General features: G+C 64.0%; 26 protein-coding genes and 1 tRNA gene. 12 read left to right on the forward strand and 15 right to left on the reverse strand.

Annotated elements, in window-relative coordinates:
* The first annotated feature begins 33 nt into the window (after positions 1 to 33).
* From VIL88_RS14000 to VIL88_RS14030, 7 genes are all read left to right on the forward strand, one after another.
* Positions 34 to 942: an N-acetylmuramic acid 6-phosphate etherase gene (locus VIL88_RS14000; protein WP_331989875.1), complete on the forward strand. Its 909-nt coding sequence runs from the start codon at positions 34 to 36 to the stop codon at positions 940 to 942.
* 114 nt (positions 943 to 1056) lie between these two features.
* Positions 1057 to 1539 (forward strand): SRPBCC family protein, encoded by a 483-nt coding sequence (locus VIL88_RS14005; RefSeq protein ID WP_331989877.1) that lies wholly within the window; start codon positions 1057 to 1059, stop codon positions 1537 to 1539.
* Positions 1540 to 1822: 283 nt separating this feature from the next.
* Positions 1823 to 2971: an extracellular solute-binding protein gene (locus VIL88_RS14010; protein ID WP_331989879.1), complete on the forward strand. Its 1149-nt coding sequence runs from the start codon at positions 1823 to 1825 to the stop codon at positions 2969 to 2971.
* The gene (locus tag VIL88_RS14015) at positions 2968 to 3846 is read left to right on the forward strand and encodes an ABC transporter permease (RefSeq protein ID WP_331989881.1); all 879 of its coding nucleotides are present in this window, start codon (positions 2968 to 2970) and stop codon (positions 3844 to 3846) included. The genes VIL88_RS14010 and VIL88_RS14015 overlap by 4 nt, the downstream gene beginning before the upstream one ends.
* Positions 3847 to 4668, forward strand: coding sequence for a carbohydrate ABC transporter permease (locus VIL88_RS14020; RefSeq protein ID WP_331989883.1), 822 nt, complete (start codon positions 3847 to 3849; stop codon positions 4666 to 4668). It begins immediately after the preceding gene.
* 9 nt (positions 4669 to 4677) lie between these two features.
* Positions 4678 to 5763: an ABC transporter ATP-binding protein gene (locus VIL88_RS14025; RefSeq protein ID WP_331989885.1), complete on the forward strand. Its 1086-nt coding sequence runs from the start codon at positions 4678 to 4680 to the stop codon at positions 5761 to 5763.
* 1 nt (position 5764) lies between these two features.
* On the forward strand, positions 5765 to 6598 hold the full coding sequence (locus VIL88_RS14030; protein ID WP_331989887.1) for a glycerophosphodiester phosphodiesterase: 834 nt from the start codon (positions 5765 to 5767) through the stop codon (positions 6596 to 6598).
* 148 nt (positions 6599 to 6746) lie between these two features.
* On the opposite strand, the gene VIL88_RS14035 is transcribed toward VIL88_RS14030, so the two are convergent.
* From VIL88_RS14035 to VIL88_RS14060, 6 genes are all read right to left on the reverse strand, one after another.
* Positions 6747 to 7544 (reverse strand): inositol monophosphatase family protein, encoded by a 798-nt coding sequence (locus VIL88_RS14035; RefSeq protein ID WP_331989889.1) that lies wholly within the window; start codon positions 7542 to 7544, stop codon positions 6747 to 6749.
* A 62-nt stretch (positions 7545 to 7606) separates the two neighbouring features.
* Positions 7607 to 9436 (reverse strand): malto-oligosyltrehalose trehalohydrolase, encoded by a 1830-nt coding sequence (gene treZ, locus VIL88_RS14040; protein ID WP_331989891.1) that lies wholly within the window; start codon positions 9434 to 9436, stop codon positions 7607 to 7609.
* 74 nt (positions 9437 to 9510) lie between these two features.
* On the reverse strand, positions 9511 to 10503 hold the full coding sequence (gene murB / locus VIL88_RS14045; protein ID WP_331989893.1) for a UDP-N-acetylmuramate dehydrogenase: 993 nt from the start codon (positions 10501 to 10503) through the stop codon (positions 9511 to 9513).
* Positions 10504 to 10570: 67 nt separating this feature from the next.
* Positions 10571 to 10660, reverse strand: a tRNA-Ser gene (locus tag VIL88_RS14050).
* A 142-nt stretch (positions 10661 to 10802) separates the two neighbouring features.
* Positions 10803 to 11501: a glutathione S-transferase N-terminal domain-containing protein gene (locus tag VIL88_RS14055; protein ID WP_331989895.1), complete on the reverse strand. Its 699-nt coding sequence runs from the start codon at positions 11499 to 11501 to the stop codon at positions 10803 to 10805.
* A gap of 97 nt (positions 11502 to 11598) precedes the next feature.
* Positions 11599 to 12039, reverse strand: a complete 441-nt coding sequence (locus VIL88_RS14060) for a glyoxalase superfamily protein (RefSeq protein WP_331989897.1) — start codon at positions 12037 to 12039, stop codon at positions 11599 to 11601.
* Positions 12040 to 12339: 300 nt separating this feature from the next.
* On the opposite strand from VIL88_RS14060, the gene VIL88_RS14065 reads away from it, so the two are divergent.
* Entirely contained in the window at positions 12340 to 13110 is a 771-nt protein-coding gene (locus tag VIL88_RS14065) for a sulfite exporter TauE/SafE family protein (protein ID WP_331989899.1), read from the forward strand.
* Here the strand turns inward: VIL88_RS14065 and VIL88_RS14070 are convergent.
* Complete coding sequence (locus tag VIL88_RS14070; protein ID WP_331989901.1) at positions 13107 to 15200, reverse strand: molybdopterin-dependent oxidoreductase; 2094 nt, start codon at positions 15198 to 15200, stop codon at positions 13107 to 13109. The two genes, VIL88_RS14065 and VIL88_RS14070, sit on opposite strands and share 4 nt — an antisense overlap.
* Positions 15201 to 15328: 128 nt before the next feature.
* Here VIL88_RS14070 and VIL88_RS14075 point away from each other — a divergent pair, with 128 nt between their 5' ends.
* Complete coding sequence (locus VIL88_RS14075) at positions 15329 to 15643, forward strand: hypothetical protein (protein WP_331989903.1); 315 nt, start codon at positions 15329 to 15331, stop codon at positions 15641 to 15643.
* Positions 15644 to 15675: 32 nt separating this feature from the next.
* Here VIL88_RS14075 and VIL88_RS14080 read toward each other — a convergent pair whose 3' ends face one another.
* Together VIL88_RS14080 and sugE are read right to left on the reverse strand one after the other, a co-directional pair.
* The gene (locus VIL88_RS14080) at positions 15676 to 16302 is read right to left on the reverse strand and encodes a hypothetical protein (RefSeq protein ID WP_331989905.1); all 627 of its coding nucleotides are present in this window, start codon (positions 16300 to 16302) and stop codon (positions 15676 to 15678) included.
* 230 nt (positions 16303 to 16532) lie between these two features.
* Positions 16533 to 16847 carry a quaternary ammonium compound efflux SMR transporter SugE gene (gene sugE, locus VIL88_RS14085; RefSeq protein WP_331989907.1) on the reverse strand — a complete coding sequence of 105 codons (315 nt, stop codon included), beginning with the start codon at positions 16845 to 16847 and terminating at the stop codon, positions 16533 to 16535.
* A gap of 172 nt (positions 16848 to 17019) precedes the next feature.
* Here sugE and VIL88_RS14090 point away from each other — a divergent pair, with 172 nt between their 5' ends.
* The gene (locus VIL88_RS14090; protein ID WP_331989909.1) at positions 17020 to 17304 is read left to right on the forward strand and encodes a hypothetical protein; all 285 of its coding nucleotides are present in this window, start codon (positions 17020 to 17022) and stop codon (positions 17302 to 17304) included.
* Positions 17305 to 17315: 11 nt separating this feature from the next.
* On the opposite strand, the gene VIL88_RS14095 is transcribed toward VIL88_RS14090, so the two are convergent.
* Positions 17316 to 18881 carry an MDR family MFS transporter gene (locus tag VIL88_RS14095; protein ID WP_331989911.1) on the reverse strand — a complete coding sequence of 522 codons (1566 nt, stop codon included), beginning with the start codon at positions 18879 to 18881 and terminating at the stop codon, positions 17316 to 17318.
* Between the two features lie 128 nt (positions 18882 to 19009).
* Between VIL88_RS14095 and VIL88_RS14100 the strand changes: the two genes are divergently transcribed.
* The gene (locus VIL88_RS14100; RefSeq protein ID WP_331989913.1) at positions 19010 to 19600 is read left to right on the forward strand and encodes a MarR family winged helix-turn-helix transcriptional regulator; all 591 of its coding nucleotides are present in this window, start codon (positions 19010 to 19012) and stop codon (positions 19598 to 19600) included.
* A gap of 49 nt (positions 19601 to 19649) precedes the next feature.
* Entirely contained in the window at positions 19650 to 20858 is a 1209-nt protein-coding gene (locus VIL88_RS14105; protein WP_331989915.1) for an MFS transporter, read from the forward strand.
* Here VIL88_RS14105 and VIL88_RS14110 read toward each other — a convergent pair.
* The 5 genes from VIL88_RS14110 to VIL88_RS14130 form a co-directional block, all read right to left on the reverse strand.
* Complete coding sequence (locus tag VIL88_RS14110) at positions 20855 to 21655, reverse strand: hypothetical protein (protein WP_331989916.1); 801 nt, start codon at positions 21653 to 21655, stop codon at positions 20855 to 20857. The two genes, VIL88_RS14105 and VIL88_RS14110, sit on opposite strands and share 4 nt — an antisense overlap.
* Positions 21656 to 21784: 129 nt before the next feature.
* Positions 21785 to 23752, reverse strand: a complete 1968-nt coding sequence (locus VIL88_RS14115) for a DEAD/DEAH box helicase (RefSeq protein WP_331989918.1) — start codon at positions 23750 to 23752, stop codon at positions 21785 to 21787.
* 168 nt (positions 23753 to 23920) lie between these two features.
* Entirely contained in the window at positions 23921 to 24106 is a 186-nt protein-coding gene (locus VIL88_RS14120) for a tautomerase family protein (RefSeq protein ID WP_331989920.1), read from the reverse strand.
* A complete protein-coding gene (gene ndk, locus VIL88_RS14125; RefSeq protein ID WP_331989922.1) occupies positions 24106 to 24528 on the reverse strand; it encodes a nucleoside-diphosphate kinase in 423 nt (140 codons plus the stop codon). The genes VIL88_RS14120 and ndk overlap by 1 nt, the downstream gene beginning before the upstream one ends.
* Before the next feature lie 209 nt (positions 24529 to 24737).
* On the reverse strand, positions 24738 to 25115 hold the full coding sequence (locus VIL88_RS14130) for a hypothetical protein (RefSeq protein ID WP_331989924.1): 378 nt from the start codon (positions 25113 to 25115) through the stop codon (positions 24738 to 24740).
* Between the last annotated feature and the right edge of the window lie 182 nt (positions 25116 to 25297).

Consider the following 25297-nt stretch of genomic DNA (forward strand, 5'->3'; position numbering starts at 1 on the left):
TTGGCATCATCAACGGGGTTAGAGGAGATGGTCATGAGTGCGCCGCAAACCGAAATGATTCATGCGCGCGCCCACGGGCTCGATCTTTTGCCGGCAGAGGACGCGCTGGCGATTCTGGCATCCGGACAGGCGGAGGCCGCCGCAGCAGTGCAACAGGCGGTGCCAGCTATCGCCGCGGCTGCAGAATTGGCCGCAGCGCAGTATCGGCAGGGCGGCAGGCTTATCTACGCGGCTGCCGGGAGTTCAGGCCTTATGGCCCTGGCCGATGCGCTGGAATTGCCAGGCACCTACGGCTTAGACCTCGGACGGGTCAAGGTGCTGCTGGCGGGCGGCATGGCTATGCTGACGCAATTGCAGGGCGGGCCAGAGGACGACACCGAAGCGGCGCGAGCGGACATGCTCCGGGCCGGCGTGACAGCGGCGGATTGCGTTGTTGCGCTTTCGGCGAGCGGCACGACGCCCTATGCCATCGCGGCACTCGAGGCGGCGCGTGCTGCCGGGGCCAGGACTGTGGCCATCAGCAACAACGGCGATGTGCCGCTTTTCGCCTCTGCGGATGTGGCCATCTACCTGCCGACGCCGCCGGAAGTGATCGCCGGATCCACCAGGATGGGCGCGGGCACGGCGCAAAAGATCGCGCTCAACATGCTGTCCACCACCATGGCCATGCTGCTGGGACATGTGCATGACGGTTTCATGGTCAATGTCATTGCCGACAATCTCAAGCTGCAGCAACGCGCAAGGGGCATGGTGATGGCGGTTAGCGGGGTGGCAGAGGCGGAGGCTGGTGCGGCACTCGATGCCGCTGCCGGGGATGTGAAGCTGGCCGTGCTGGTTGCGGCTGGCGCCCATGTGGAACAGGCACGGCAGCTGCTGGTGGAGCATGAGGGGCATCTGCGGCCGAGCCTCGCTGCGGTACGGGGCCCGCTCACAATAGTTTGAGCGGTCTGGTACTCCCTTCGCGCCCCAAGTTCTTGCTAACGGCAATGACGCGAGGGGCTTGTCTGTTTGGGCTGTGGTCGTTCGTAGTCAGGGCAGACACAACAGGAGTTTGCCATGACCAACCCCCTCCCCACGCAAGACACTGATCGCGACCTGGTGCTGACACGCATTCTCCATGCGCCGCGCCAGAACGTCTATCGCTGCTGGACGGAACCCGAGCTGATCAAGCAGTGGTTCGCGCCCAAGCCCTGGAGCACGCCTAAGGCCGTGGTGGACCTTCGCCCCGGTGGCGGCAACCTCATCACCATGGCGGACGAGAGCGGCGCCGAATTCCCCAATGCCGGGCAGTATCTGGAGATCGTGCCCAACGAGAAACTGGTTTTCACCGACGCTTATACCGGCGACTGGACGCCCTCGGAGAAGCCATTCTTTACCGCCATCCTGACCTTTGAAGACGCCGGCGACGGCAAGACGAAGTATACGGCGGTCGCCCGGCACTGGTCGGCCGAGGATGCAGAGAACCACAAGCAGATGGGCTTTCATGAAGGCTGGGGCATGTGCGCCGCCCAGCTGGAGGCGCTCGCCGCCCAAATCTGATCGCAGAGGCGGCGCCGCAAACAGCCCGCGGCTGGCCTGTTCCAAGCGTGCTCTGCATGGAATATCCACAGCGTCGCGCCATGGCAGGTCAGGCGTAATATGACTGTCGCAAAGCTGTGTTCTTAAGCCCGCCGTCGGTGCGTCGCCGCCCCTCTTGCCTAATTTCCGAAGTGGTAGTTAGCTCCCCTAAGGGAGAGGTCGACGCAAGATCGATGGAACCTGCCGGCGGGAATGCCCGTCGGGCGGAACATCCGTTCCACGGAACGGGCTTTGGGAGAATACAATGAAACGGCGTGATTTCCTGCTCGCCGCCGGCACGGCTGCCGGCGCCCTGATGCTGCCTCGCATGTCCTTCGCCGCCGAAGGCGTCATCGACATCTATTTCACCTCGGACCAGAACGTCATCGACTTCTGGACCAATACGGTGAAGCCGGCGTTTGAGGCGGCCAATTCGGGCATCACCCTCAACCTGGTGGACGGCGGCGACGGCGCCGGGGTCTCGGCCATTGCCGATCGTGCGCTGGCGGCGCTGGCAAGCGGCACCGATCCGCAGGCGGACCTATTCGAAGGCTTCGACACCCGCGTCACCAATGGCGGCATCGAGCAGGGCCTCTATGTTGATTTCGAGCAGGCGAGCCTGTCGAACTACGGCAAGATCAACCCTCTAGCGTTCGACATCCCGACCAACCTGCCCTATCGCGGCTCGCAGGTCGTTCTCGCCTATGACACGACCAAGCTCGACCCGGCCAATGTTCCCAAGACCTGGGCGGACCTGGTCGCCTGGATCAAGGCCAATCCCGGCCAGTTCATCTACAACCGTCCCAACAAGGGCGGCTCGGGCGGCAACTTCGTGCGCCGCGCCATCTATGAGGCCAATGGCAAGGACCCCAGCAAGTTCACCGTCGACAATTACGACGCGGCCACCGCCGAAAACATGCTGAACCCGGCCTGGGACATCCTCAAGGACCTCGCTCCGTCGCTGTTCGATGGCGGCGCCTATACTTCGGGCAATACGCAGTCGATCCAGCTCCTGTCGCAGTCGGCCGTGACCATGATCCCGGCCTGGTCGGATCAGGCGCTGTCGGCAATCTCGCAAGGCGCGCTGCCCGAGACCACCGGTCTCGTACAGCTGCAGGATCTCGGCCTGCCCGGCGGCTTCACCAAGCTGGCCGTGCTCAGCAACGGCGCCAACAAGGACGCCGCCCTCAAGCTGGCCGATTTCCTCCTGACAGAAGAAATCCAGTCGGCCGTGCTGACCGAACTGGGCGGCTATCCGGGCGTGTCGTGGGACCATGTGTCGCCTGAACTGCGCGAGCGTTTTGCCGACATCATTCCCGAGTCGATCCCGAACTTCCCGAGCGGCGAGTGGGAAAAGGCCGTCAATGACGGCTGGTACCGCGCGGTCGCGCCGAACGTGGATCCCAATTCGTGACCACGACCACGCCGGACCAGCTCGGGTCCGTCCAAAACAGCAGCAGGAGGCCATATGGCCTTCTGCTCGTCGCCACGCCCGTCTTCCTGGTGGCTTGGCTGGTGATCTGGCCGATCTTTGCCGCGGTGATCCAGACGGTCTGGGTACCAACGGCCGAGGGCGGCAATACCGTGTCGCTCGAAACCTACCGATTCTTCTTTTCGGACGGCTATAGCCTTTCGAACCTATCCATAACGCTCTGGACCACCGGTGTCTGCGCAGTCCTGCTCCTTGTGGTCTGCCTGCCGATCGCGCTCTATCTGCGTTTTTCCACCAGCCGCGTCGCCGCCTATGTGCAGGGCCTGGCGATCTTTCCGATGTTCGTGCCCTCGATCATCCTGAGCTTTGCCTTTATTCGCGTGCTGGGACCGAACGGGACCGTCGACCTCGTGCTCAACTCGGTCGGGCTGCCGCGCATCCGCTCGCCCTACCTGACGCCCTGGGGGCCGGTGATTGGCTTGGTCTGGGACAACATTCCGTTGACCGTGCTGATCCTCCTGTCGGGGCTGGGCAATGTGTCCAACCAGGCGGTGGAGGCGGCGCGCGACGTGGGCGCGGGCAAGTTGGCCGTGCTCTGGCACATCATCCTGCCGCGGCTGTCCAACTCCATCCTGGTGGCGATTTCCTTCGCGGTGCTAGGAATTTTCTCATCCTTCACCCTGCCCTACATCCTAGGCCCGGCCGCGCCCGAGATGATGGGCCCTTTCATGCAGCGCACCTTCCGCGAACTCCTGGAGCCGCGCAACGCCATCACTCAGGCGGTGATCACCTTCGGCTTCTGCATCGTCTTCGGGCTCTTTTACGTGCGCTCGGTCGCCAAGAACAGGACGCCGTAGATGGCTGCCACCCTCGCCTATCGCAAGCCGGACTGGATCGGCATCGGTTTCGCCATCGTGCTGACGCTGGTCATCGTGGTGCCGCTCATCGTGGTCGGCACCTGGGCCTTCACCAATGTGTGGCGCTATCCGTCTCTAATCCCGCAGGAATTCGGGCTGCGCTTCTGGAACCAGACACTGGCCCGGGCCGATGTCTGGAGCTCGATCAGCACGAGCCTGACGCTCTCGTTCACGGTGACGGCGCTTTCGGCGCTGATCTGCCTGCCGGCCGCCTATGCCTTTGCCCGACTGGATTTTCCGGGACGCAACCTCCTGTTCTTCTCGTTCCTGGCGGGCCATGCCTTCCCCAAGTTCGGGCTCCTGGTGGCCATTGCCGGCATCTTCCTCCAGCTCAACCTGATCGGCACCTTCTGGGGCGTGGTGCTGATCCAGCTGGTGGGCACATTGCTGTTCATGATCTGGATCCCGGTGGCGGCCTTCCAGGCGGTGGACCGGCGCATGGAGGAGGCGGCGCGCGATGTCGGAGCCTCGCCCCTGCGGGTATTCTGGTCGATCACCCTGCCCCAGGCCGGTCCGACCATTGCGGCGGCGATCCTGCTCAGCTTTGTCGGCACCTTCTACGAGACGGAGGGCGCCTGGCTGATCGGTGCGCCGCAGGTGCGCACGCTGCCGGTGCTGATGATCTCGTTCATCAATAACCAGCCGGTAATCCAGTATGGCGCCGTGCTTTCGGTGCTGCTCTGGGTGCCCAGCTTCATCGCCCTCCTGTTTGCGCGCCGGGTGGTCAATTCCGGCTCATTTGCCCGCGGTTTCGGGGGCTAGGAAAGTTCAATGTCCGTTCTCAAGATCAAAGACGTTTCCAAGATTTTTCCCAATGCCACGCGGGCGGTGGACAGCTTCTCGCTCGAGGTGGCCGACGGCGAACTGGTGTGCCTTCTGGGCCCTTCGGGCTCGGGGAAGTCGACGCTGCTGCGCATGGTGGGCGGGTTCGAGACGCCCTCTGCGGGCCTCATGACCATTGACGGGGAAGACATTACCCGCGTGCCGCCCGAACGGCGACCGACCGGCATGGTGTTCCAGAGCCACGCGCTGTGGACGCATATGAACGTGTTCAAGAATCTCGCCTTCGGACTCAAGCTGCGCAAGGTGGCTCCGGCCGAGATCAAGCGGCGGGTTGAGGCCGTGCTCGAACTGGTGGGGCTGGGCGGCTATGGCAACCGGCACGTGACGCAGCTTTCCGGTGGCCAGCAGCAGCGCGTGGCGCTGGCGCGGTCGCTGGTGCTGGAGCCCAAAATCCTCCTGCTCGACGAACCTTTCGCGAGTCTGGACCAGCACTTGCGCGAAAGACTTCGCGAAGAGGTGCGCGACATCCAGCAGCGGGTGGGGATCACCACGCTGTTCGTGACGCATGGCCAGGACGAAGCACTGTCGATGGCCGACCGGATCGTCGTGATGCGCGATGGCAAGACCGAGCAGATCGACCGGCCGGATGTGGTCTACCGCGAACCGCGCACCCCCTTCGTGGCCGGCTTCATCGGCACGATGAACCTCCTGGAAGGCGACGTGCGCAATGGCATGTTCAGCCGCGGCGCTTATGCGACACCGCTGCCGGTAAGCGACGGCCCGGCCATCCTGGCCATTCGCCCCGAAGCGCTGGACCTGTCGAGCGCTGCAGGCGAGGGTCATGGCAAGGTGCATCGCGTGACCGACTTCGGCACTCATGGGCTGGTGGACCTGGCGCTGGGTGACGGTTCGCGGGTCAAGGCGATGGTCGACCATCCCGACATGTTCCGCGCCGGCCAGGCGGTGACGCTGTCGCCACGCGCCATTGCCGCCTATCGCGACGGCACGCTGATTCATCGCACGGCTGCTGCAGGTGCCGCGACGACCGTGCAGCAGGCCCTGGTCGACGCATAGCATGAACGAACCGATCCTGATCGAGCGGGGCGGCCACCGCACCTGGCTCAAGTGGCATCGTGCGCGGCGGCGGGGGAGCGATCCCGTTTTCACCGGTGCGCGCATTTTCGAAGGCATGACGCTGGGCGCCAGTATCGAGGTGGACCTAGTGGTCCATGCCGGCGGTGGCTTTGCGGTACTGCATGACCTGACGGTGGAACGGGAAACGACCGGTAACGGCAAGGTTGCCGATCTTGATGCCGAGACCTTGCGGAAGTTCCATCTCAGGGCCGAGGACGGCAGTGTGCTCCAAGACAAGGTCATGCTGCTCGAAGATCTTTGCCAGTTGCTGGCCGAGGGCAGCGTTCATCCCGATGCCCTGCTGCAGCTGGACTACAAGGAGGACTGGCGCGTGCTGGACGAAGGCGCACTTGCCGCCTTCCGGCGCAGCGTCGGTCCCGTGGCCCGGCACATGATCCTCACTTCGGGCGACGCGCGCTCGGTGGAGTTGCTCACCAAGGGCGTCGAGGGCCTGCGCATTGGCTATGATCCATGCCACGACGGCGCGCTAGAGCGGCTGATGCAGTCGCGGGATTTTGCCGGCTTCGTCCGGGATGCGGTGGCGGCTTCGCCCAAGGCCGAGATGATCTACTTGGCCTATCCGCTGGTGCTGGAGGCGGATCGGCTGGGCTTCGACATTGTCGGGGCCTTTCACGCCGAGGGGCGGCGGATCGACGCCTATACGATCCGGCGGGCAAATCCGGAGAGCTTGCCCAGCATAGAGCGGCTGCTGGCGCTCAAGGTGGATCAGATCACGACGGATGATCCCGAGGGGATGATGGCGTTGGTGGGTTAGTTCAGCGCCGGCCTCACTTTAGCGTTTGCTGATAGCCCAGCACCCCCACCTAACCTCCCCCTGAAGGGGGAGGGACAGATCGGGGTGGGGGCGCGATCCAGCCGAGTTCGCCGCACGGCTCCTCCGGGGGGAGATTAGGTGGGGGTTCTCAGTCCTTGCGCGGGACATCCTTGAACTGGTCGAGCAGGAAGGCGTGGGTGGCCTTGTTGGCGACGATCATGGCGCCGGTGCGCTCGAAAAATTCCGCGCCGCGGCCCCACCAGTCGGTGACGACCCCGCCGGCTTCCTCGACTAGGAGAATGCCTGCCGCGGTGTCGACGAAGCCGGTTTCCTCGAAGTAGCCGGTGAAGCGGCCCATGGCCACATAGGCGCAGCTGTTGGCGGCGCTGCCGGCCACGCGCACGGCTCCAACCCGTGAGCGGACGGCGTCGAGACGCTGGTAGGCGCCGGGATAGAGCTGGAGGCCGGGCGTGGGCAGGCCTGTGCCAATGTTGAAGAGGCCGGGATCGGTCTGGCTGCTGACGCTGAGGCGGCGGCCGTTGAGGAAGGCGCCCTGCCCCTTGAGCGCGGTGAACATCTCGTCGGCGGGCGGATTATAGACCAGCCCGCACACCGTCTCGCTGCCGCGGCGCAGGGCGATGGAAATGGTATAATCCATGCCGTTGATGAAATTGGTGGTGCCGTCGATGGGGTCCACCAGCCAGCGGTGATCGTTATCGCGGTCGACGGCGTCGAATTCCTCGCCGGTGAAGCTCCAGTCGGGATAGCGCTCGAAGAGGAAACGGCGGATCAGCAGCTCGCTTTCGCGGTCGGCATCGGAGACGAAATCGGCCGGTCCCTTGATGCCGATCTCGATGTCGCGAAAGTTAGCAAAGTGCTGGAGGGTCAGCGCGCCGGCCTCGCGGGCAACGGCGATCATGTCGGCAAGAACGGCTTCGTAGTTCATGGCAAGCTCCGGGTCGGCACTGTCTAGCAGGTACCGGCCCGGCGCAGAAGCACTGGGAGAGGCTAGACCTCCACCGTCCACAGAACCGACCAGGGCCCGAGCATGCCTTCCTCCGAAAAACCCTCGAGATGAATGCGGCGGCCAATGACCGAGGGCACGCCCTGCTGAGTGGCGTTATCCAAATTCGCGTAGAGGCGCAGGGTCGTGCCGTCGCCCATGCGCCAGCTGATCAGCACGGCCTTGGGGCCGAGCACCTGGTAGTGCGCGGCGAAGCCCTCAAGACCAAACAGGCGCGGGACGATTTCTTTTTTGCGGATGTCGATCAGCTGGCGGTAATGCAGCAGCCAGGCGGCGTGTTCGTCAACTTGGAGGTCCTCCCAGTTGAGCTTGGCCGACTTGAAGGTACTGACCAGGGTCGGATCGACGGTTTCCTCGACATTGGGCTTGCTGGGATCCTCGTGTTCCGGCGTGCCCTTGAGTTCCTCCTGGCGGCCTTCGAGCACGAGCTCGCGCAGGTCAGGTGGTACGTCGGCAAAGAAGGGGAAGGGCGAGCGGCTGGCCCATTCCTCGCCCATGAACAGCATGGGGATCTGCGGGAGGAGCAAGTAGACGGCGCTCAAGGCCTTGAGGGCGTTGGCATGCGCCAGCTTGGTCATGCGATCGCCGAAGATGCGATTGCCGATCTGGTCGTGGTTTTGAATATAGGCGACGAAGGCGGTGGCGGGCAGTCCGACGCTGGGTTCGCCGACCCGATCGCCGTGATGGGGGCGCAGTTCGCCCTGATAGGCGAAGCCTTCGGCCAGGGCCCGGCCCAGCCGCTCGCAGCGATCTTCGAGATTGTCGAAATCGGCGTAATAGCCGGTGTTCTCGCCAGTCGCCGCGGCGTGGAGCAGATGGTGGACATCATCATTCCACTGCGCCGTGTAGTGCACCGGCTGCTTGCCGCTGTTGCGGCGCAACCAACGCTCCTGGTTCTTGGAATTTTCGAGCACCAGATGGACGTAGCGATGCGGGCCGGCGGCGCGCAGGCGGGCGCCCAATAGTTCGAGGATATGAGTGGTGCTGTTGTCCTCGATGGCGTGAACGGCATCGAAGCGCAGGCCGTCGAAATGGAATTCGGTGATCCAGTAGATCGCCGATTCGACCACCAGTTCCCGAATGACGTCGGCACCCTCGTCATCGTAGTTGATGCCTGCCCCCCAGGGGCTCTTGTGGCGATCGGTGAAGATCGGCGCGACTGCGGGCAGGTAGTTCCCATGCGGTCCGAAGTGGTTGTAGACCACATCGAGGAAGACCATCAGCGACCGATCGTGCGCGGCATCAATGAAGGCCTTGAGGTCCTCAGGGCGGCCGTAGCTTGAGTCCGGCGCAAAGAGCATGGCGCCGTCATAGCCCCAGTTGAAGCGGCCATAGAACTGGCAGATGGGCATGACCTGAATGGTGGTGATGCCTAGCCTGACCAGATGATCGAGTTTATCGATGGCGGCGCGATAAGTTCCTTCGGGCGTGAAGGTGCCGAAGTGCAACTCATAGATGATGGCCTCTTCCCAGGGCCGCCCGTTCCAATCGATATCGGTCCATTCGAACTGGCGCGGATCGATCACCTCGCTGAAGCCATGAATGTCGTCCGGCTGGTAACGCGAGGTTGGATCGGGAATTTCGGTATCGTCGGGCAGCACATATTTGTATTGGGCCCCGGCTTGCAGCCCCTCTACCTCGATCTTGTGCCAGCCATCATCTCGCGCTTCCATGTCGAGCAGAGCGCGGCGCCCCTTGATCTTGAGGCGCATGGTCTTGCATTTGGGTGCCCAGATCTTGAAGCGTGTACTGTTGTGACGCAGCTCTGCGCCGAAGCGCATCTTATGGCTGCGGACAATGGTGTGCGACGTCATATATTCCCCCAGACGGTTACGAACCGGCATGGGTGGAATGGCAGGAATGGGTTTGGGTTCCGCCCTATGTCATGTCAGAGCAACTCGGGCTCCTGAACCAGTCGAACGCCGAATTTTTTCAAGACTTCGTGTCGGATCTCAGCGGCCAGGGCGGAGATTTCCCCCTCGGTGGCGCCGCCATTGTTGACGATCACCAGCGCATGATTGGGAGACACGCCGGCAGAGCCGTGGCGGTGGCCCTTGAAGCCGGCCTTTTCGATGAGCCAGCCGGCCGAGAGCTTCGAGCGCCCTTCGCCGGCAGGGTAGACCGGCAGGCCGGGATGGGTCGCGGCCAAGGCTTCGGCCGTTTCGCTATCAACGATCGGGTTGTGGAAGAAAGACCCGGCATTGCCCGTCTCGCGCCAGTCAGGGAGCTTGGCCGCCCGGACGACCATGACGCGCTGCATGACGGTGACGGCGTCCACATCGGCGGGCAGGTCGTTAAGGCCGGGATAGCTGACATTGGCCCGCCATGTTTTGGGCAGTGCCAAGGTGACCGATGTCACGGCGAAGCGCCCGGGGCTGCGCTTGAAGACGCTCTGGCGATAGGCGAACTGCGCCTGTTCGCGGTCGAACTGGTGGACCGAACCGTCCGTGGTGTCGATAGCGGAAAGGGCATGGAAGCGATCGACCAGTTCCACGCCATAGGCGCCGATGTTCTGGATGGGGGCGGCGCCCACAGTGCCGGGGATGGAGGCGAGGTTTTCGAGGCCCGGCAGGCCCTGGCGCACCGTCCATTCGACAATCTCGTGCCAGTTTTCGCCGGCGCCGAAGCGCACCAGCGTGGTATCGCCATGCTCGCCCAGCACCTCACGGCCCATGATCGACATCAGGGCGACCACGCCATCGAAATAGGGGCGCAACACGACGTTGCTGCCGCCGCCCAGGATGCGCATCGGCAGGTTGCGGGCCCGAGCCTCGCCGAGCAGCGGCTCGAGGTCTTCGGCGCTGGTGACTTCAGCGGCGAAACGGGCGCGGGACGACAGACCGAAGGTATTGCGGGTGGTGAGATCGAATTCCGGCGTCATTCATGCACTCCAGCGGCCGTCGCGCACCGGCTGTCGCCTGTGGTGCGTCTCAGCGATGACTGGGAAGTGGCGGAGAGGAAGGGATTCGAACCCTCGAGACAGTTGCCCATCTGCACCCTTAGCAGGGGTGTGCCTTCGACCACTCGGCCACCTCTCCGGCAGGGGCGTGGATAGCGGGCACCGGGGGGGATGGCAAGCGGTTTTTGGTTGGCAACTGTGCCCGAGAAGCGTCGAGGCGTTTATCCACCGCCCCGCCGGGGGATCTCCCTCCGCAGGGGCGGAAGGAGGATGATGCAGGATCAGCGCTGGTTGAAGAGGATCTTCTGGGCTTCCTTGTCGTCGGCCAGGTTCTGGCGGGGGACGTCCTTGCCCCAGTTGAGGCCGCGTTCAACGGCGGGACGGGCGTTGAGGCGGTCGATCCAGGCGAGGACGTGGGGATATTCGGCGCGGGTGATGCCGTAGCGCTCCCACGATTGGGCCCAACCGATGGAGGCGATGTCGGCAATGGAATAGTCGCCGGCGATGAAGTCCCTACCGGCGAGCTGCGTGTTGAGCACGCGAAACAGGCGGTGGGTCTCGTCGGTGTAGCGCTTCTGCGCGTAGGGGATTTTCTCGGGCGCATAGACGTTGAAGTGGTTGTTCTGACCCAGCATGGGGCCGAAGCCGCCGACCTGCCAGAACAGCCATTCATCGACCTTGACCTGCTGGCGCGGATCGGTCGGGTAAAGCTGGCCGAACTTGAGGCCGAGATATTTGAGGATCGCGCCCGATTCGAAGATCGAGATCGGCTCGCCACCGGGACCTTCCGGATCGACGATGGCCGGGATCTTGTTGTTGGGCGAAATGGCGAGGAAGTCCGGCTTGAACTGATCACCCTTGCCGATATCGATGTGGTGATAGGTCCACGGCACGCCCAGTTCTTCGAGCATGATATGGACCTTCTGCCCGTTTGGCGTGGGCAGGGAGTAGACGTCGATCGGCTTGGTCTGGGTGGTCATTGATCCGCATCCGGGTTGCTGATGCGGTTCAGTCTATCGGCACATTACGATGGAGGGCAAGGCAGCTTGTTGCCGCCCTGCCCTCGCCCTGGAACAGTCATGCCCGCTTCAGCACCAGCTGCGGATTGCCATTGCCGCGCATGGCACTGGAGATGCCATGGATGTCGATGGTCGAGACCACGCGGTGGCGCAAAGCGGCGAACATGAAGGTGGGTGTCACGTTGACCGGCGCATCGAACTGGATGGTGACGGTATAGTGCTGCATGTCACCCAGCAGCTGGACGCCGATCAGCATGCCGGTGAAGGGCTGATCGAGATAAAGGCCTTTGACGCGGTGACCGACCTGCCAGGGCGCGACGACGCGATCGGGCAAAGCCGCGCGGGCGGTGTTCCAGTCGCGATAGCCGTGGGTTCGGGCGACCTGCTCGAGCGCGGCACCATGCGACAGGTTTTCGCCGCGGAGCTCGCTCTGGGCGCGCAGGGCCTTGGCTTCGGATTTCAGGGTTTGGGCGGATGGGGTATCGAGTGAAAACGACATAGCAGTCCTCTCGTTGCAGATGAGGCGACTTGGTTCACGGGGGCTCGCGTTGCCATGAGGCGCCTTGCAAGGATGAACCGGGGTTCGTTCTGCTCGGAGAACTGGACTTCACCATCGGAATTGCTTCCGGCGAGCGGCGGGTGCCAGCGGCCTCCACCGGATATGCGGTGCGGCCGGCGCTTTGTCAACGCATGGGCGTGTTGCGGAATTGTGTTGGGCAGAGGGGCAATTCGGATTATCTGGGGACAACCCCCACCCCCGCCCCTCCCCGCAAGGGGGGGGAGCCGAGGCTCCGTACCCATGATTGAAACACTGTTCTTGCTGATCGCCGGTTTTCTCGGCGGCGCGGTCAATTCGCTGGCCGGCGGGGGTTCGTTCATCGTCTTTCCGGCGCTGCTGTTCGTGGGGGTGCCGCCGGTGGTCGCCAATGCGTCCAACACCTATGCCGCCCTGCCCGGCTATGCCAGCGGCGCCTGGGGCTACTGGCATGCCATGGCCGCCTACAAGGACCGGCTCGTGCTCTATGGGGTGATGTCTGCGGTCTTTGGTTATGTGGGCGCCGAACTGCTGCTGGTGGTGAGCGACGAGTTGTTCTCGCTGGTGGTGCCGTGGCTGATGGCCTTTGCCGTCTTGCTGTTTGCCTTCGGCAACAGGATCAACGCCTTTGTCGCCTCGCGGCATGGCGGCGGGCGGGGCATGAAGCTCCTGGGGCGCGCGGTGCTGCTGGTGTTCCTGGCGGTCGTCTGCATCTATGGCGGATTCTTCAATGCGGGCCTGGGCATCCTGCTGCTGGCCTTTCTTGCCACGGCGGGGATGAGCGACATCCACGCCATGAACGGGCTCAAGCTCTATGTGTCGGCCGTGGTGGCGATGGTCGCGGTGGCGCGGTTTGCCGTCAGCGGCTCGATCGACTGGTATCATGGCTCGATCGCCCTGGCGGGCGTGGTGATCGGCGGCTATGTCGCCGCCCGCAATGCCCACCATATTCCCGCGCAGTGGATCCGCATGGCGGTGATCGCCTATGGCGTGTTCATGACCGGCTATTTCTTCTGGGGCGCGTACCTCGCCTAGTCAGCGCGCCGGATCCAGACGGCGGCATCGTGAAAGGTGGCGCCGCCAAAGGGCGGTGCCGGGCTGGCATTGGTCAGGGTATTGATGCCCTTGCCGCCGCGATGCGACTTGTTCTTGTGCAGGCCCTCGGCGATGAGGACACCGGTGGGGAGACCCGTGCGCACGCGGGCGGTGAGATCGACCGAGCCGCGGCGATTGCCGACGGTGACGAATTCGCCATCGACGATGCCCAGCGCCAAGGCGTCATCGGGATGGATGAAGACCGAGGGTGCGCCTTCGCGCTTCTGGCTGCCCGGGGTTTCGTTGAAGCTGGAGTTGAGGAAGCCACGCGCCGGGCTGGTGGCCAGGCGGAACGGGTGCTCCTCGTCGGTTTTTTCGGTGATATCCCAGTGGTCGGCGAAGCGCGGCATGTCGGCGGGATCGCAGGTCCAGAGGTAACCCTTACGATCGGCGACGTCCTGCCAGTTGGGCGTGAAGCGGAAGCGCTTGTCGGGCCAGGCAAAGCCGTCGGCGAAGCGGGCCGCGGCGTCGGGACGTTCGCGGTCGACGAAGCCGGTCTGTTCCACCTGCTCGAGCGAAGGGTAGCCGGAGCGGCGGAAGGTTTCGGCGACCACGTCGCGGTCTACAGTGGTGAAGCTGGGATCGTCGAGGCCGAGACGCTGCGCCAGGGCGTTGATGACTTCGTGGTTAGACCAGGTTTCGCCAGGGCGCTCGATCAGTGCCGGGCCGTAGAGCACGCGCGTGTGACCGCCGCGGGTATAGTAGTCGTTGTGTTCAAGGAACATGGTGGCGGGCAGGACGATGTCGGCGAACTCGGCCGTTTCGGTCATGAACTGCTCATGGACAACGAGGAAGAGGTCCTCGCGCGCGAGGCCGGCATGGGTCAGCGTCTGGTCGGGCGCGACGGAGGCCGGGTTGGTGTTCTGGACGATCATTGCCTTGACCGGGCCACCGCCCTTGAGCGCCTTGCTGTCGCCGGTCAGGATCGGCCCGATCTCGGACATGTCGAGCCAGCGCGGATCGCCCTTTTGCATGGCGGCGCCGGTGATGGCGGACTTGTCGAGCTGCCAGGTACCGGAATTGGAATGGAGAGCACCGCCGCCGCGGTGCTGCCAGGCGCCCGTCATGGCGGGAATGCAGAGGGCCGCGTGCATGGCGGTGGCGCCATTGCGCTGGCGCGTGAAGCCATAGCCAAGTCGGAAGTAACTGCGTGGCGTGGTGCCGACCAGGTGGGCGAAGGCCTCGATCTCGCCGACGCTGAGGCCGGTGATCGCCGAAGCCCATTGCGGTGTCTTGCCCTGGAGGTGGCCCTCGAACGCGATGTCGAAGTCGGTATATTTTTCCATATAGGCGCGATCAGCGAGCCCGTCGCGCAGGAGGACATGCATGACGGCCAGGGCCAGGGCACCGTCGGTGCCGGGACGCAGGATAAGGCCGAGGTCGGCCTGGGCCATGGTGGCTGTCTGGTAGATATCGATGACGACGATGCGGGCGCGGCGCTCCTTGCGAGCGCGCATGGCGTGCGTCATCACATTGACCTGGGTGTGCACCGCGTTGGTGCCCCAGATGACAACGCAGTCGCTTTCGGCCATCTGCTCGGGGTTGACCCCGCCCAGCATGCCGGTGCCGGCGATATAGCCGGGCCAGGAGGTGCCGGTGCAGATGGTGTCGTATTGGCGTGAATAGCCCTTGGCCGCGCGAAGGCGATCGATGCCGTCGCGATGCACATGGCCCATGGTGCCGGCATAGTAGTAGGGCCAGATGGATTCGGCGCCGTGCTCGGCCTCGACCTCGGTGAAACGCCGGGCGATTTCGTCGAGTGCCGCGTCCCAGCTGATGCGCTCGAACTGGCCGCTGCCCTTGGGGCCGGTGCGGCGCAATGGATGCAACAGGCGCTCGGGGTGGTGCACCCTTTCGCTGTAGCGGGCGACCTTCTCGCAGATCACGCCGGCCGTATAGGGATCATCCTTGGCGCCGCGCACGCGGCCAATGGTGCGCTCGTCGATGAGCTCGACATCGAGGGCGCAGGCCGAGGGGCAATCGTGCGGGCAGACCGAGCGGCCGATGCGGAGGGGGGCGATCTGGTTCATGAGGGGAGATTACCGGAGCGCTCGATGCGGCTCAATCGAATGGTGGAACCACAAGCCTTGTCGGAACTTATGGGGGTGAGAGCTGATGCTTCTCTTTGTACCTATATTGCTCAGTTGAGGATGTAGCTATGAGGACAAACCTCGATCTCATCACCCATCCGTTCGATCAGGACGAAATCACCCGCGCCGACTTCGTGGGTTACTACCACCCGCGCGAGATCGTCGCCGATCCGCAGCTTACGGTAGCACGCAAGCGGGCCCTGCTGTCGCGCTGGATGTCGGATGCCAATGCCTTGCCCAATGCTCCGGCGATCCGCCGCTCGCCAGCTGGCGTGACCACGTCGGTCGACGACCTGCGCCAGGCGCTCAACAAGCTCGACGAGATGGTGGAAGCCATCGCGATGGCCGAACTCGGCCGCCACTCGGGCAGCATGGCTGCCTAAGCGGAAGCGCCCCGTCATGGGGCGCTATCTTTTCACAGGCTGGCGAATGCCTTGGTGCTGGTTTCGGCATTGCGACGCGCGCGGTTGGCGGCATGCTTGGCCAGCTGGGCGGCGCCGGAATGGAACTGCGAGAAGGTAACCCGCTGCGCATCATGGGTCGCGATGGTGATGCCGCGCCAGTTGGGACGGACCGAACGGACATCGGACCAGGCGATACTGGTTTCACGGCCGAAGGCACTGCGATGTTCGAGCAGCGAATTGTTCCAGCGCACCTTGGTGAAGAGGCCGCCGATGCCGACGCCGGCCGAACCAGCACCGAGCAGCAGCGAGGCGATGAAAGTTGCGATCATCTGGGTGGCTTCGACATGCTTGCTGCCGCCGATGACGATGATGGCCGACATCAGGATCACAGAAAGAGCGGCAGCGCCGTAGCAGGCAAAGTACTCAACAATGGAGGGGCGGAGTTCAGACCAGCCATCGACGCTGGCTGCTTCCTCGTCCTGCACCAGGCGAAGCGCCAGAAAGGCGGCGTAGCCAAAGGCAACAACACCCGCTGCCCGCGCAAGCGGCAAACCAGCGGTGAACGGAACGTATTTCAGCGTGATCAGCGCAACGATCACGAATAGTGGCACGGCCACTTCTTGCCAGCGCAAGGGCACAGTTGCTCTCCAGTATAAAATGAGCCGGCGACGCTATTCGGCATTCCTCGTGCGCGAATCTAGCGATGTTCGCTTATTTCACCATTAACAAAATCGGGAAGCGTGATGGTTGGGTGGGAACCACTGCTTTTTTGTCACAGTGCGCCCGGCCCCGCGTCGGGGCCGGGGTAGTATCTGAAGTGCTGCTGAAGCTCAGAGATCGAATCGGCTTCCGAGACTAAACGGCTGATCTAGCTGAGGACCTTGAGGCCGATGATGCCGGCGACGATCAGTCCGATGCAGGCAAGGCGGGCTGCGGTGGCCGGATCGCCGAAGAGGTACATGCCGAGCAGTGCGGTGCCAACAGTGCCGATGCCGGTCCAGACGGCGTAGCCGGTGCCCACCGGCAGGTCGCGCAGGGCCAGGCCGAGCAGCGCGACGCTGATGACCATGGCGGCGACGGTGAGTGCAGTGGGCACAAGGCGGGTGAAGCCTTCGGTATATTTCAGGCCAATGGCCCAGCCCATTTCAAAGAAGCCGGCGATAACGAGATAGACCCAAGCCATGGGATCTCTCCTTGGTATGGCGGGTCGTCCCGGCCGGGATGTGGGATAGATCGCGGGGTCGTCGCCGCGGAGCATCCAATACAGTAGCGGCGCCAAAAGGTGAAGTGCCGGACCGGCTGAAACAAAATGGCTCCGGCGCTCGTAGCTGCAGGACTGACTTCGAGTTCCTGCCTTGCCCACCTTCTTCCGACACCTTCCCCGCCTCCAGCAGGACCACGCCGTAGCGCTGCGGATCTTTTCGCTGCCCGAGGGGCTCTCCTGTGTGGTGAGCTGGCGCCTGCCCGAGCCCGGGCTGCGCGTCTTCTCGCCGAAGGCCCTACCCTCCCGCAGCGTCGAGGAGGCCCTGCCCTATGCCAAGTATCTTTGCGAACACCTCGGTACCTGCCGCATTGCCGTCGAGATCGACGACGATGTGGAGTGGGACCCCAGTTGGGGCGAGCTCGTGGACCTGCAGTAGCGGGTCGGCTGTCAGTTGACGGGAGCGCCCACGGCGGCGGCAGCTCCCTGCTCCTCCGCCCTGACCTCTGCGTCGGGCTCCTTGCGCAGGGAATTGGCCAGAGGAAGTTCGCGCAGTGCGAAGGCCAAGAAGAAGGCAAGCGCGGCAGCGGCGGCGGCGGTCAAAAAGACCGGGTGCAAGGCGGCGGCAAACCCTTCGAGGACCTGCATGCGGGTTGCCTCAGGCAGCGCCTGGATGGCCTGCGCATTGAAGGCTCCACCGCCACCTGCGAGGGCAGCATCGCCAAGCTGGCTGGCCAGGCTGCTGGAGAAGATGGCGCCGAAAACAGAAACCCCGATCGAGCCGCCGATCTGGCGGAACAGGGTATTGCCGGCCGTGGCAACGCCGACGAGGTTGGGGGAAACGGCGTTCTGGGTTGCCGTGACACCAACACTGTTCACCGGACCAATGCCGGCGCCCACCAGGAACATGAAGATGGCGATCATCCAGTCGGGGGTGGACAGGTTCATCGTGCCGAGCAGGGCGAGACCGAGGAACAGCACGGATGTGGAGGCGATCGGCAGGAATTTGTAGCGCCCCGTCCGGCTCATGAGGAAGCCCGAGAGGGTGGAACAGCCGATGAGACCGACCATCATTGGAAGCAGCTGCAGTGCCGAACCTGTGGGCGAGACGCCCTTTGCCGTCTGCAGGTAGAGCGGCAGGAAGGTGATGGAGCCAAACATCGCCATCCCGACAAGGAAACCGACGGCATTTGTGATCACGAAGGTATTGTTGCGGAAAAGCTGGAGCGGCAGGACCGGTTCGGGCGCGTGCGCTTCGACCCAGACGAAGGCAAGGAGGGACGCAATCGAGAAGGCGACGAGGCCGATGATCTGGACCGACAGCCAGGGAAAAGTGTTGCCGCCGAGGCTGGTGGCCAGCACGAAGGCGGAGAGCGCCGCCGTCAGCAGGACGAAACCCATATAGTCGATCTTGTGCGACACGCGATCGGGCTTGCTCTTGAGGGCAAAACCGATGACGAGCAGCGTGACGAGGCCGAGCGGCAGGTTGATGAGGAATATCCACTGCCAGTTGAGGTGCTCGACGATGAAGCCTCCCAGCAGCGGCCCGGCAACGGTGGAGACACCGAACACGGCGCCGAACACGCCTTGGATCTTGCCGCGCTGGCGCGGCGGGATGACGTCTGCGACCACGGTCATGGCCACGACCATGAGGCCGCCACCGCCCAGGCCCTGGACGGTTCGTGCGATGATCAGGAAGGTCATGGACGAGGCCATGGCGGAGAGTGCGGCGCCAATGAGGAAGATGACTATGGCAACTTGGAGCACGATCTTGCGGCCATAAAGGTCGCCGAGCTTGCCATAGATGGGCGCCACGACGGTGGAGCTCAGGAGGTAGGCGATGACGACCCAAGTCAGGTGGTCCAGCCCGCCGAGTTCCCCGACGATGCGCGGCAAGGCGGTGGAGACGATGGTTTGGCCGAGGGAAGCCAGCAGCAGGGTCACCGCGACGGCGCCGATGATGAGCCCAACTGAGGGCGCCTGTGGTGCATCGGCGGATGCTGCGGGTTGTGACATTACCTGAACCTTTGTTGAGACGGATGCGGGCGCTTGCAGCGCGGCCTGTTGCACTCTATATCTGCGCGCAGCAGATACATGTCAATGTCATGCATTTGCATTTGTCATGCAATGTGGTGGGAACTGCCATGAGCCAGACCGACATCAACAGCCTCCTGCGCAAGGCCGGCATCAAGCAGGATACGGTGGACGCCGTGGTGAGGCTCGACGCCCTGCTGCAGAACTGGCGGCGCCGATCGCTGAAGCGCGAACTGGGACAGCGGGCGCTGGTGGACCTCAAGATCGGCATCGACCTTGCACAGCTCGACGTCTTGTTCGCCATCGAGGCGCCGATCGATGAATTCGGTGACATGGCCGGAGGCGAGACCATGGTGGCATCGGTGGCCGAGCGCCTCGCCATCGACCCGTCGCGCGCAAGCCGGGTGGTCAGCGAAATGGTCGATGCAGGTTACGCACGCCGGGCTGTCAGCCAGGCCGATGCGCGGCGGACGATCATCGAGCTGACCCCTACCGGCGACGCCGTGGTCAAGGCCGTGCGTGCCTACAAGTTCCTGATCATGGGCGACTTCCTCAGCAGCTGGAGTGAGGAGGAATTGGCGGCTTTCGTACCGATGCTGCGCCGGTTCGGACACTGGCCGGAACATACCGGACCGGGGGCGGAGAAGTTCGCCGCGGATATCGCGGCCTTGGCCGAGCAGATTGCCGCTGCGCGCAAGTAGACCGACTCACCCGCGGGCTCTAAGCCAATGGGGCGCCGAGGGGGGAACCATGGCCGACAGCATGCGATTGCCGGTGACGGCCCTGCTCGGGGCCAACATGTTCTTTTCGGGCGTGACCTTTGCCAGCACGGCGCCCTATGCCGCCATTGTGGGCGTGGAGACGCTGGGGCTGACCGGCCCCAGCTATGCGGGCCTCGTGTCGGCCGGCGCGATAGCCGGGACCTTCATCTCGGTTTTTCTGGGCTACCTGTCAGACAGGCTGCCGGACCGGCGCATTCTCGTGCTGATCTCGGCGCTAGCCGGTGTGCTGGGGCATGGACTCATCTACTGGCTGCGCACGCCCCTGGCGTTTTCGGTATCAACGGTCCTGATCATGCCTCTGGGCTTTGCCATGTTTTCGCAGAGCTTTGCCTATGTGCGGGTGTTTTATAACCGCCACCACCCCGGCCGCGCCGACTTCATGGTCTCGATGCTACGGACGGTGTTCACCGTCGCATGGGCCGTGGTGCCGCCGCTGGCGGGGTATCTGGCGGCGGCGTTCAGCATTTTCGACGTCTATCTAATGTCTTCGCTGGCCTATCTGGCTTGCGCGTTGATCTTCGCGGCGTTGATGGCGGATGGCGGCACCAGAGTCGCCAATCTTCCGGCGCCTCCCAAGCCGGTGCGAGAAGCAGGAGCGAGAGGTCCCCTGCCCGTGCCGATCGTCACCGGCGTGGCGGGGCTGATCGTGGTCAGCGTGGCGACGCGGCTGGGCGGCATGGGGACGCCGCTGTTGATGGTCAATGCCCTGGGTGGGGAGCTTACCGATGTGGGGTTTCTCGCCGGACTGGCGGCGGCGCTGGAACTGCCCTTCATGCTGGGCTGGGGCTTGCTGCTGGCCAAGATCAGCAAGGAAGCGATCCTGGTCTTTAATGCGCTGCTTTTTGGGCTCTACCTCGTGCTGGTGAGCCGCGCCGGCAGCGTTGCCGAAGTGCTTTGGCTGCAATGTCTCAACGGCATTGCGACGGCGGCGCTGATGTCGGTCAGCATCAGCTATCTGCAGGATGCCATCAAGGGGCGGGTCGGGCTTTCCACCTCGCTGATGGATGTTGTGGCGATCGCCGCAACACTGCTGAGCGGGGCGGTGTTTGGCGTGCTGAGCATTGGCGGAGACTATCGTCTGGTGCTGCTAGCCGGCGGGCTGATTGCGATCGCCGGCGCCATGCTGATGCTGGCGGGCAATCTCGGCCGGGTTGGTCTTGTGCGGCGAGCAGCCTAACGCACCAGGATGCCTTCTCGCTCGCAGAGTTCGGCCATGGCGCTGCCGGGGGGCGGTGGCGGCATGTCGGCGCGGCCGCGATTGGTCAGTTGGCTGCGCCAGAGGTGGATCGCCAAAGTGTCGGGCTTGATGGAGGGATCGACGCTGGAGCCGGGCTGCATCAGCGCGGGTATGCCCTCATAGGGGATCGGGTAGAGAGCAGTGCTGGGGAGGACCTTGGCTGACAGGCCGCGTTTGCTGACGTAATGCGTCAGGGCCATGGGGCCGGTGGCGCCATATTGCATGAACTCGGGCGCGACTTTGCGGCCGACGAGGCGCTTGGCGGCGACTTCGAGGCGTCGGAACAGGGGCAGATGCGGCTCCAGCAGCGGGCGCGGCCCTGTGTCGAAGATCGACAGGAGGTCATCGAGCAGCGGCGCATCGGCGGGAATGTGGAGGACGGCGCCGTTGACCGAGCCGGGGCGCTCATAGGCCATGAGGTAGTCGGGTGGGCCTTCGATGGGGTGGACGCAATAGACGTCGAGATCGGCATAGACACCGCGACCTTGCCGAAGGCCGGTGAGGCGAAACAGGTCCGAGAAGACGCCAGGCGTTCCGCGGCCCTTGTAGAACATCAGCCGTTCGCGCCCGAGCACTTCAGCGGCATCGCGGGCCACGGCGTCTGCGGGCAGGCCGGGAATGGGGTCGAAGCTATAGACTTCAACCCGATGTCCCTGGCGCTGAAACGAGGCGACCGAGAGCGCCTCGAGCCAGCTCATCGGCCCATGCCAGAAGGAGAAGATGGTAGGGAGTGTCATTCTTGCTCTACTATCTCGGAGACCTCATGGTGAGCTTGTCGAACCACGAGGTCGGGCACACCGACCCTGCCACGACCTCTTCCTTCGACAGGCTCAGGATGAGGTCTACTGCTAAACCTCATTCCAGACCTAGACCTGCGGCTTGCGCTTGGGCTTGTGGTCCTTCTTGGCGGGCTTGGGCTTCTTGGCGGGAGCGTCACCCTCCGCTTTGCCGGCCCATTTCGGCTTGCCCTTGTCCTTGCTTGGCGGCGCCTTGCTCACCTTGGGCGGACGTGCCTTGTCGAAGTCAGGCCGGGGGGCACGCGGAGCCTCGCCGGCGACCGGGTTCCAGGCACCCGTAGCAGGGCCTTCTTCCAGATCATCGGGCCGCAGGCCCGCAGAGCCGTAGCGTGCCTTGCGGTCGGCACGTTCGGGACGCGGCGCGTTGGGGTCGTAGCGCTCGATGGGACCCGGGGGGCGCCGCTGCGAGGGGGGCGGGCCGGAGCGACGTTCGCCGGGACCGTCGACCGGGGAGATGGTGACGCCGCGTTCGCCCGAGCCGTTCTTTTCGACCGACTTGGCGAAGCTATCCGCCTTTTGCGCGGCAACTTCAAAGATGGACTCGGTATCGAAGATACGGATCGAGCCGATCGCGGTCTTGGTGACATTGCCGGCCTTGCACAGCATGGGCAGGAGCCAGCGCGGCTCGGCCTTGTGCTTGCGGCCCACGGAGACCTTGAACCAGGTGCCGCCCTCGAAACGCTCGCGCGTGCGCGGGTCCTTGTCGCCGGGCTTGTCGGGCATCATGGTTGCGCTGACATCTTCCGGCGCCGGGCGGGCGGCGAGTTGCTGGCGGAGGTAGGCGGCGGCGATGGCTTCGGCCGAGTGGCGCTCCATCAGCTGTGCAACGAATGCGGCTTCTTCCTCGGAAATCGCCTGGGTCAGCATGTCGCTCGACAGGATGCTTTCGCGATAGCGTGCCTCGATCTCCTCGGCCGATGGCGGCGCCATCATGGACACGTCGAGCTTGGCGGTCTTGAGTACGCGCTGCGCGACGTTGCGGCGATGCATCGGGGAGATGATGACGCAGGTGCCCTTGCGCCCTGCCCGGCCCGTACGGCCCGAACGGTGGAGCAAGGTGTCAGGATTGGTCGGCAGGTCGGCGTGGATCACCAAGTCAAGATTGGGCAAGTCGATGCCGCGGGCAGCGACGTCCGTCGCCACACAGATGCGGGCGCGGCCGTCGCGCATGGACTGCAGCGCGTTGGTGCGCTCGGCCTGGGAGAGCTCGCCCGAGAGGGTGACGACGTCAAAGCCGCGATTGTGGAGGCGCGCGGAGAGGTGCTTCACCCCTTCGCGGGTCGAGGCGAAGACGATGGTGTTGACCGCTTCGAAATAGAGCAGCGTGTTGATGATGGCGTTTTCGCGTTCGGCGGCGGGCACCAGCATGAGCTTGTAGTCGATGTCGGCATGCTGTTCGTTGGCGCTGGTGGCAGCGACGCGCAGCGCATCGCGCTGGAAGGTCTTGGCGAGCTGGGCGATCGGCTTGGGCACCGTGGCCGAGAACAGCAGGGTGCGGCGATCTTCTGGCGCGGCATCGAGAATGAACTCGAGATCCTCGCGGAAACCGAGGTCGAGCATTTCGTCGGCTTCGTCGAGCACGACGGCGCGAAGGGACGACATGTCAAGAGCACCACGGGTGATGTGATCGCGCAGGCGCCCGGGCGTGCCGACCACAATGTGGGCGCCACGTTCAAGGGCGCGGCGCTCGGTGCGTGCATCCATGCCGCCGACGCAGGACGCGGTCCTGGCGCCGGCCTCGGCATAGAGCCAGTCGAGTTCGCGCTGCACCTGGAGGGCCAGTTCGCGCGTGGGTGCGATCACCAGAGCCATGGGCGCGCCCAGCGTCTCAAAGCGTTCTGCATCACCCAGCAAGGTCGGCGCAATGGCCATGCCGAAGGCAACGGTCTTGCCTGAGCCGGTCTGGGCGGAAACGAGGAGGTCGCGGCCTGCCGTTTCGTCCTCGATGATGGCGGACTGGACCGGGGTCAGGGTCTCGTAGCCCTTGGCGGAGAGGGCACGGGCGAGCGGCGGGAGAATGGTATCAGGCAGGGACATTTGGGACTTTCATGAGACGCCGCCAATCATTGGCGTCAGGGTTCCGCAAAGCGGAGGTAAGTGCTTCTCCGTCGAAACGACGGAAGGGCCATGATGGTTGACTGCATCATAGCACAAGCAAAGCAAAAGGCCGCCCGGCGGGCGGCCCTCGCATCGTGGTTTGCCGGTTCAGCGCTCGCTGAACGGGATGCCGCCCTTGGCTTTGCTATCCGCGGGCGCTTCGATGATCTGCACCGTGACCTTTTCGGGATCGGTGCCGAAGTTCTTCGTCACGGCGTCGGTGATGTCCTTCATCAGGCCACGCTTCTGCTCGGCAGTGCGGCCTTCGACGGCATAGACGTAAACTTCAGGCATTAGCCGACCAGCTCGTCGTCGGAGAAGAAGAACTTGATTTCTTCGGCAGCGGTCTCGGGCGCATCCGAACCGTGGACCGAGTTTTCACCGACGGAGAGGGCGAATTCCTTGCGAATGGTGCCTTCGGCAGCGTTGGCCGGGTTGGTGGCGCCCATGATTTCGCGGTTCTTGAGGATGGCGTTTTCGCCTTCCAGAACCTGCACGACCACGGGCGAGGCGATCATCTGCTCGACCAGTTCGCCGAAGAAGGGGCGTTCCTTGTGGACCGCGTAGAAGCCTTCGGCCTGCTGGCGGGTCATGTGAATTTTCTTAAGGGCGATCGGACGCAGACCGGCTTCCTCGAACTTGGTCAGGATCTTGCCGATGAGGTTGCGGCGGACGGCATCGGGCTTGATGATGGAGAAGGTGCGTTCGAGCGCCATTGGTTCGATCCCTAAAATGGAACTGTTGAGAGGTCGCGCCTTGTAGCGGCAGAGTTTGACGGAGGCAAGACGGTCGAGTCTGAGGCTAGTTCTGTTGCCGCTCTCCATGAAGCGGAACGGCCCCACCCTAGCTCTGCTACGTCCTTCGGACCTAGCCCCGCTACCCTCCCCCTCGAGGGGGAGGGAGACAGGGGCCGGGTGTTTGCCGCTTAGTCGTGGTCGACGTCGGTGGAGCCGGTGGCGATGACGGTGCCGTCGGGGGCGGCGAGGGTCACGTCGATGCGCGAGATGATGTTCTCGGCAGGGATGGTTTGTTCGACCTCGATCTCGACGGCCTGCTGGGTGCAGACTTCGGCGGTGGAGATGGTGGGGAAGGTTACGGAGAGTGTACCGTCGACCAGTTCGCCGACTTCGGCCGGGCCGACTTCCTCGCAGGCGCCGCCGGTGTACTCGAACTCGATCGTGATCTGGTTGGGATTGATGCGGGTGGCGTCGAGATCGTCCAATTGCTTGGCTGACTGAGCGAAGGCAATGCTGCCGGAAGCAAGGGCAATGGTGGCGGCAAGGGCGAAGGGGGTTAGCTTCATGTCGTCATCCTTCGAGTTAATCGCTGGGAACAATGCCCAGATCGGCAAGAGGTTGGCGCGACAAAGCGGCACCTATGCGGCACGTGGCGGTTGCCTTGCGCCGCGTCACGCCTTATCGAACGGCAACCCTTTTGTTGCCGGTGCCGCATGCGCGCGAGATTTCGTGCCGCGCCCCTGCCCTT

The organism is Devosia sp. (assembly GCF_036563435.1).
GTDB lineage: Bacteria > Pseudomonadota > Alphaproteobacteria > Rhizobiales > Devosiaceae > Devosia.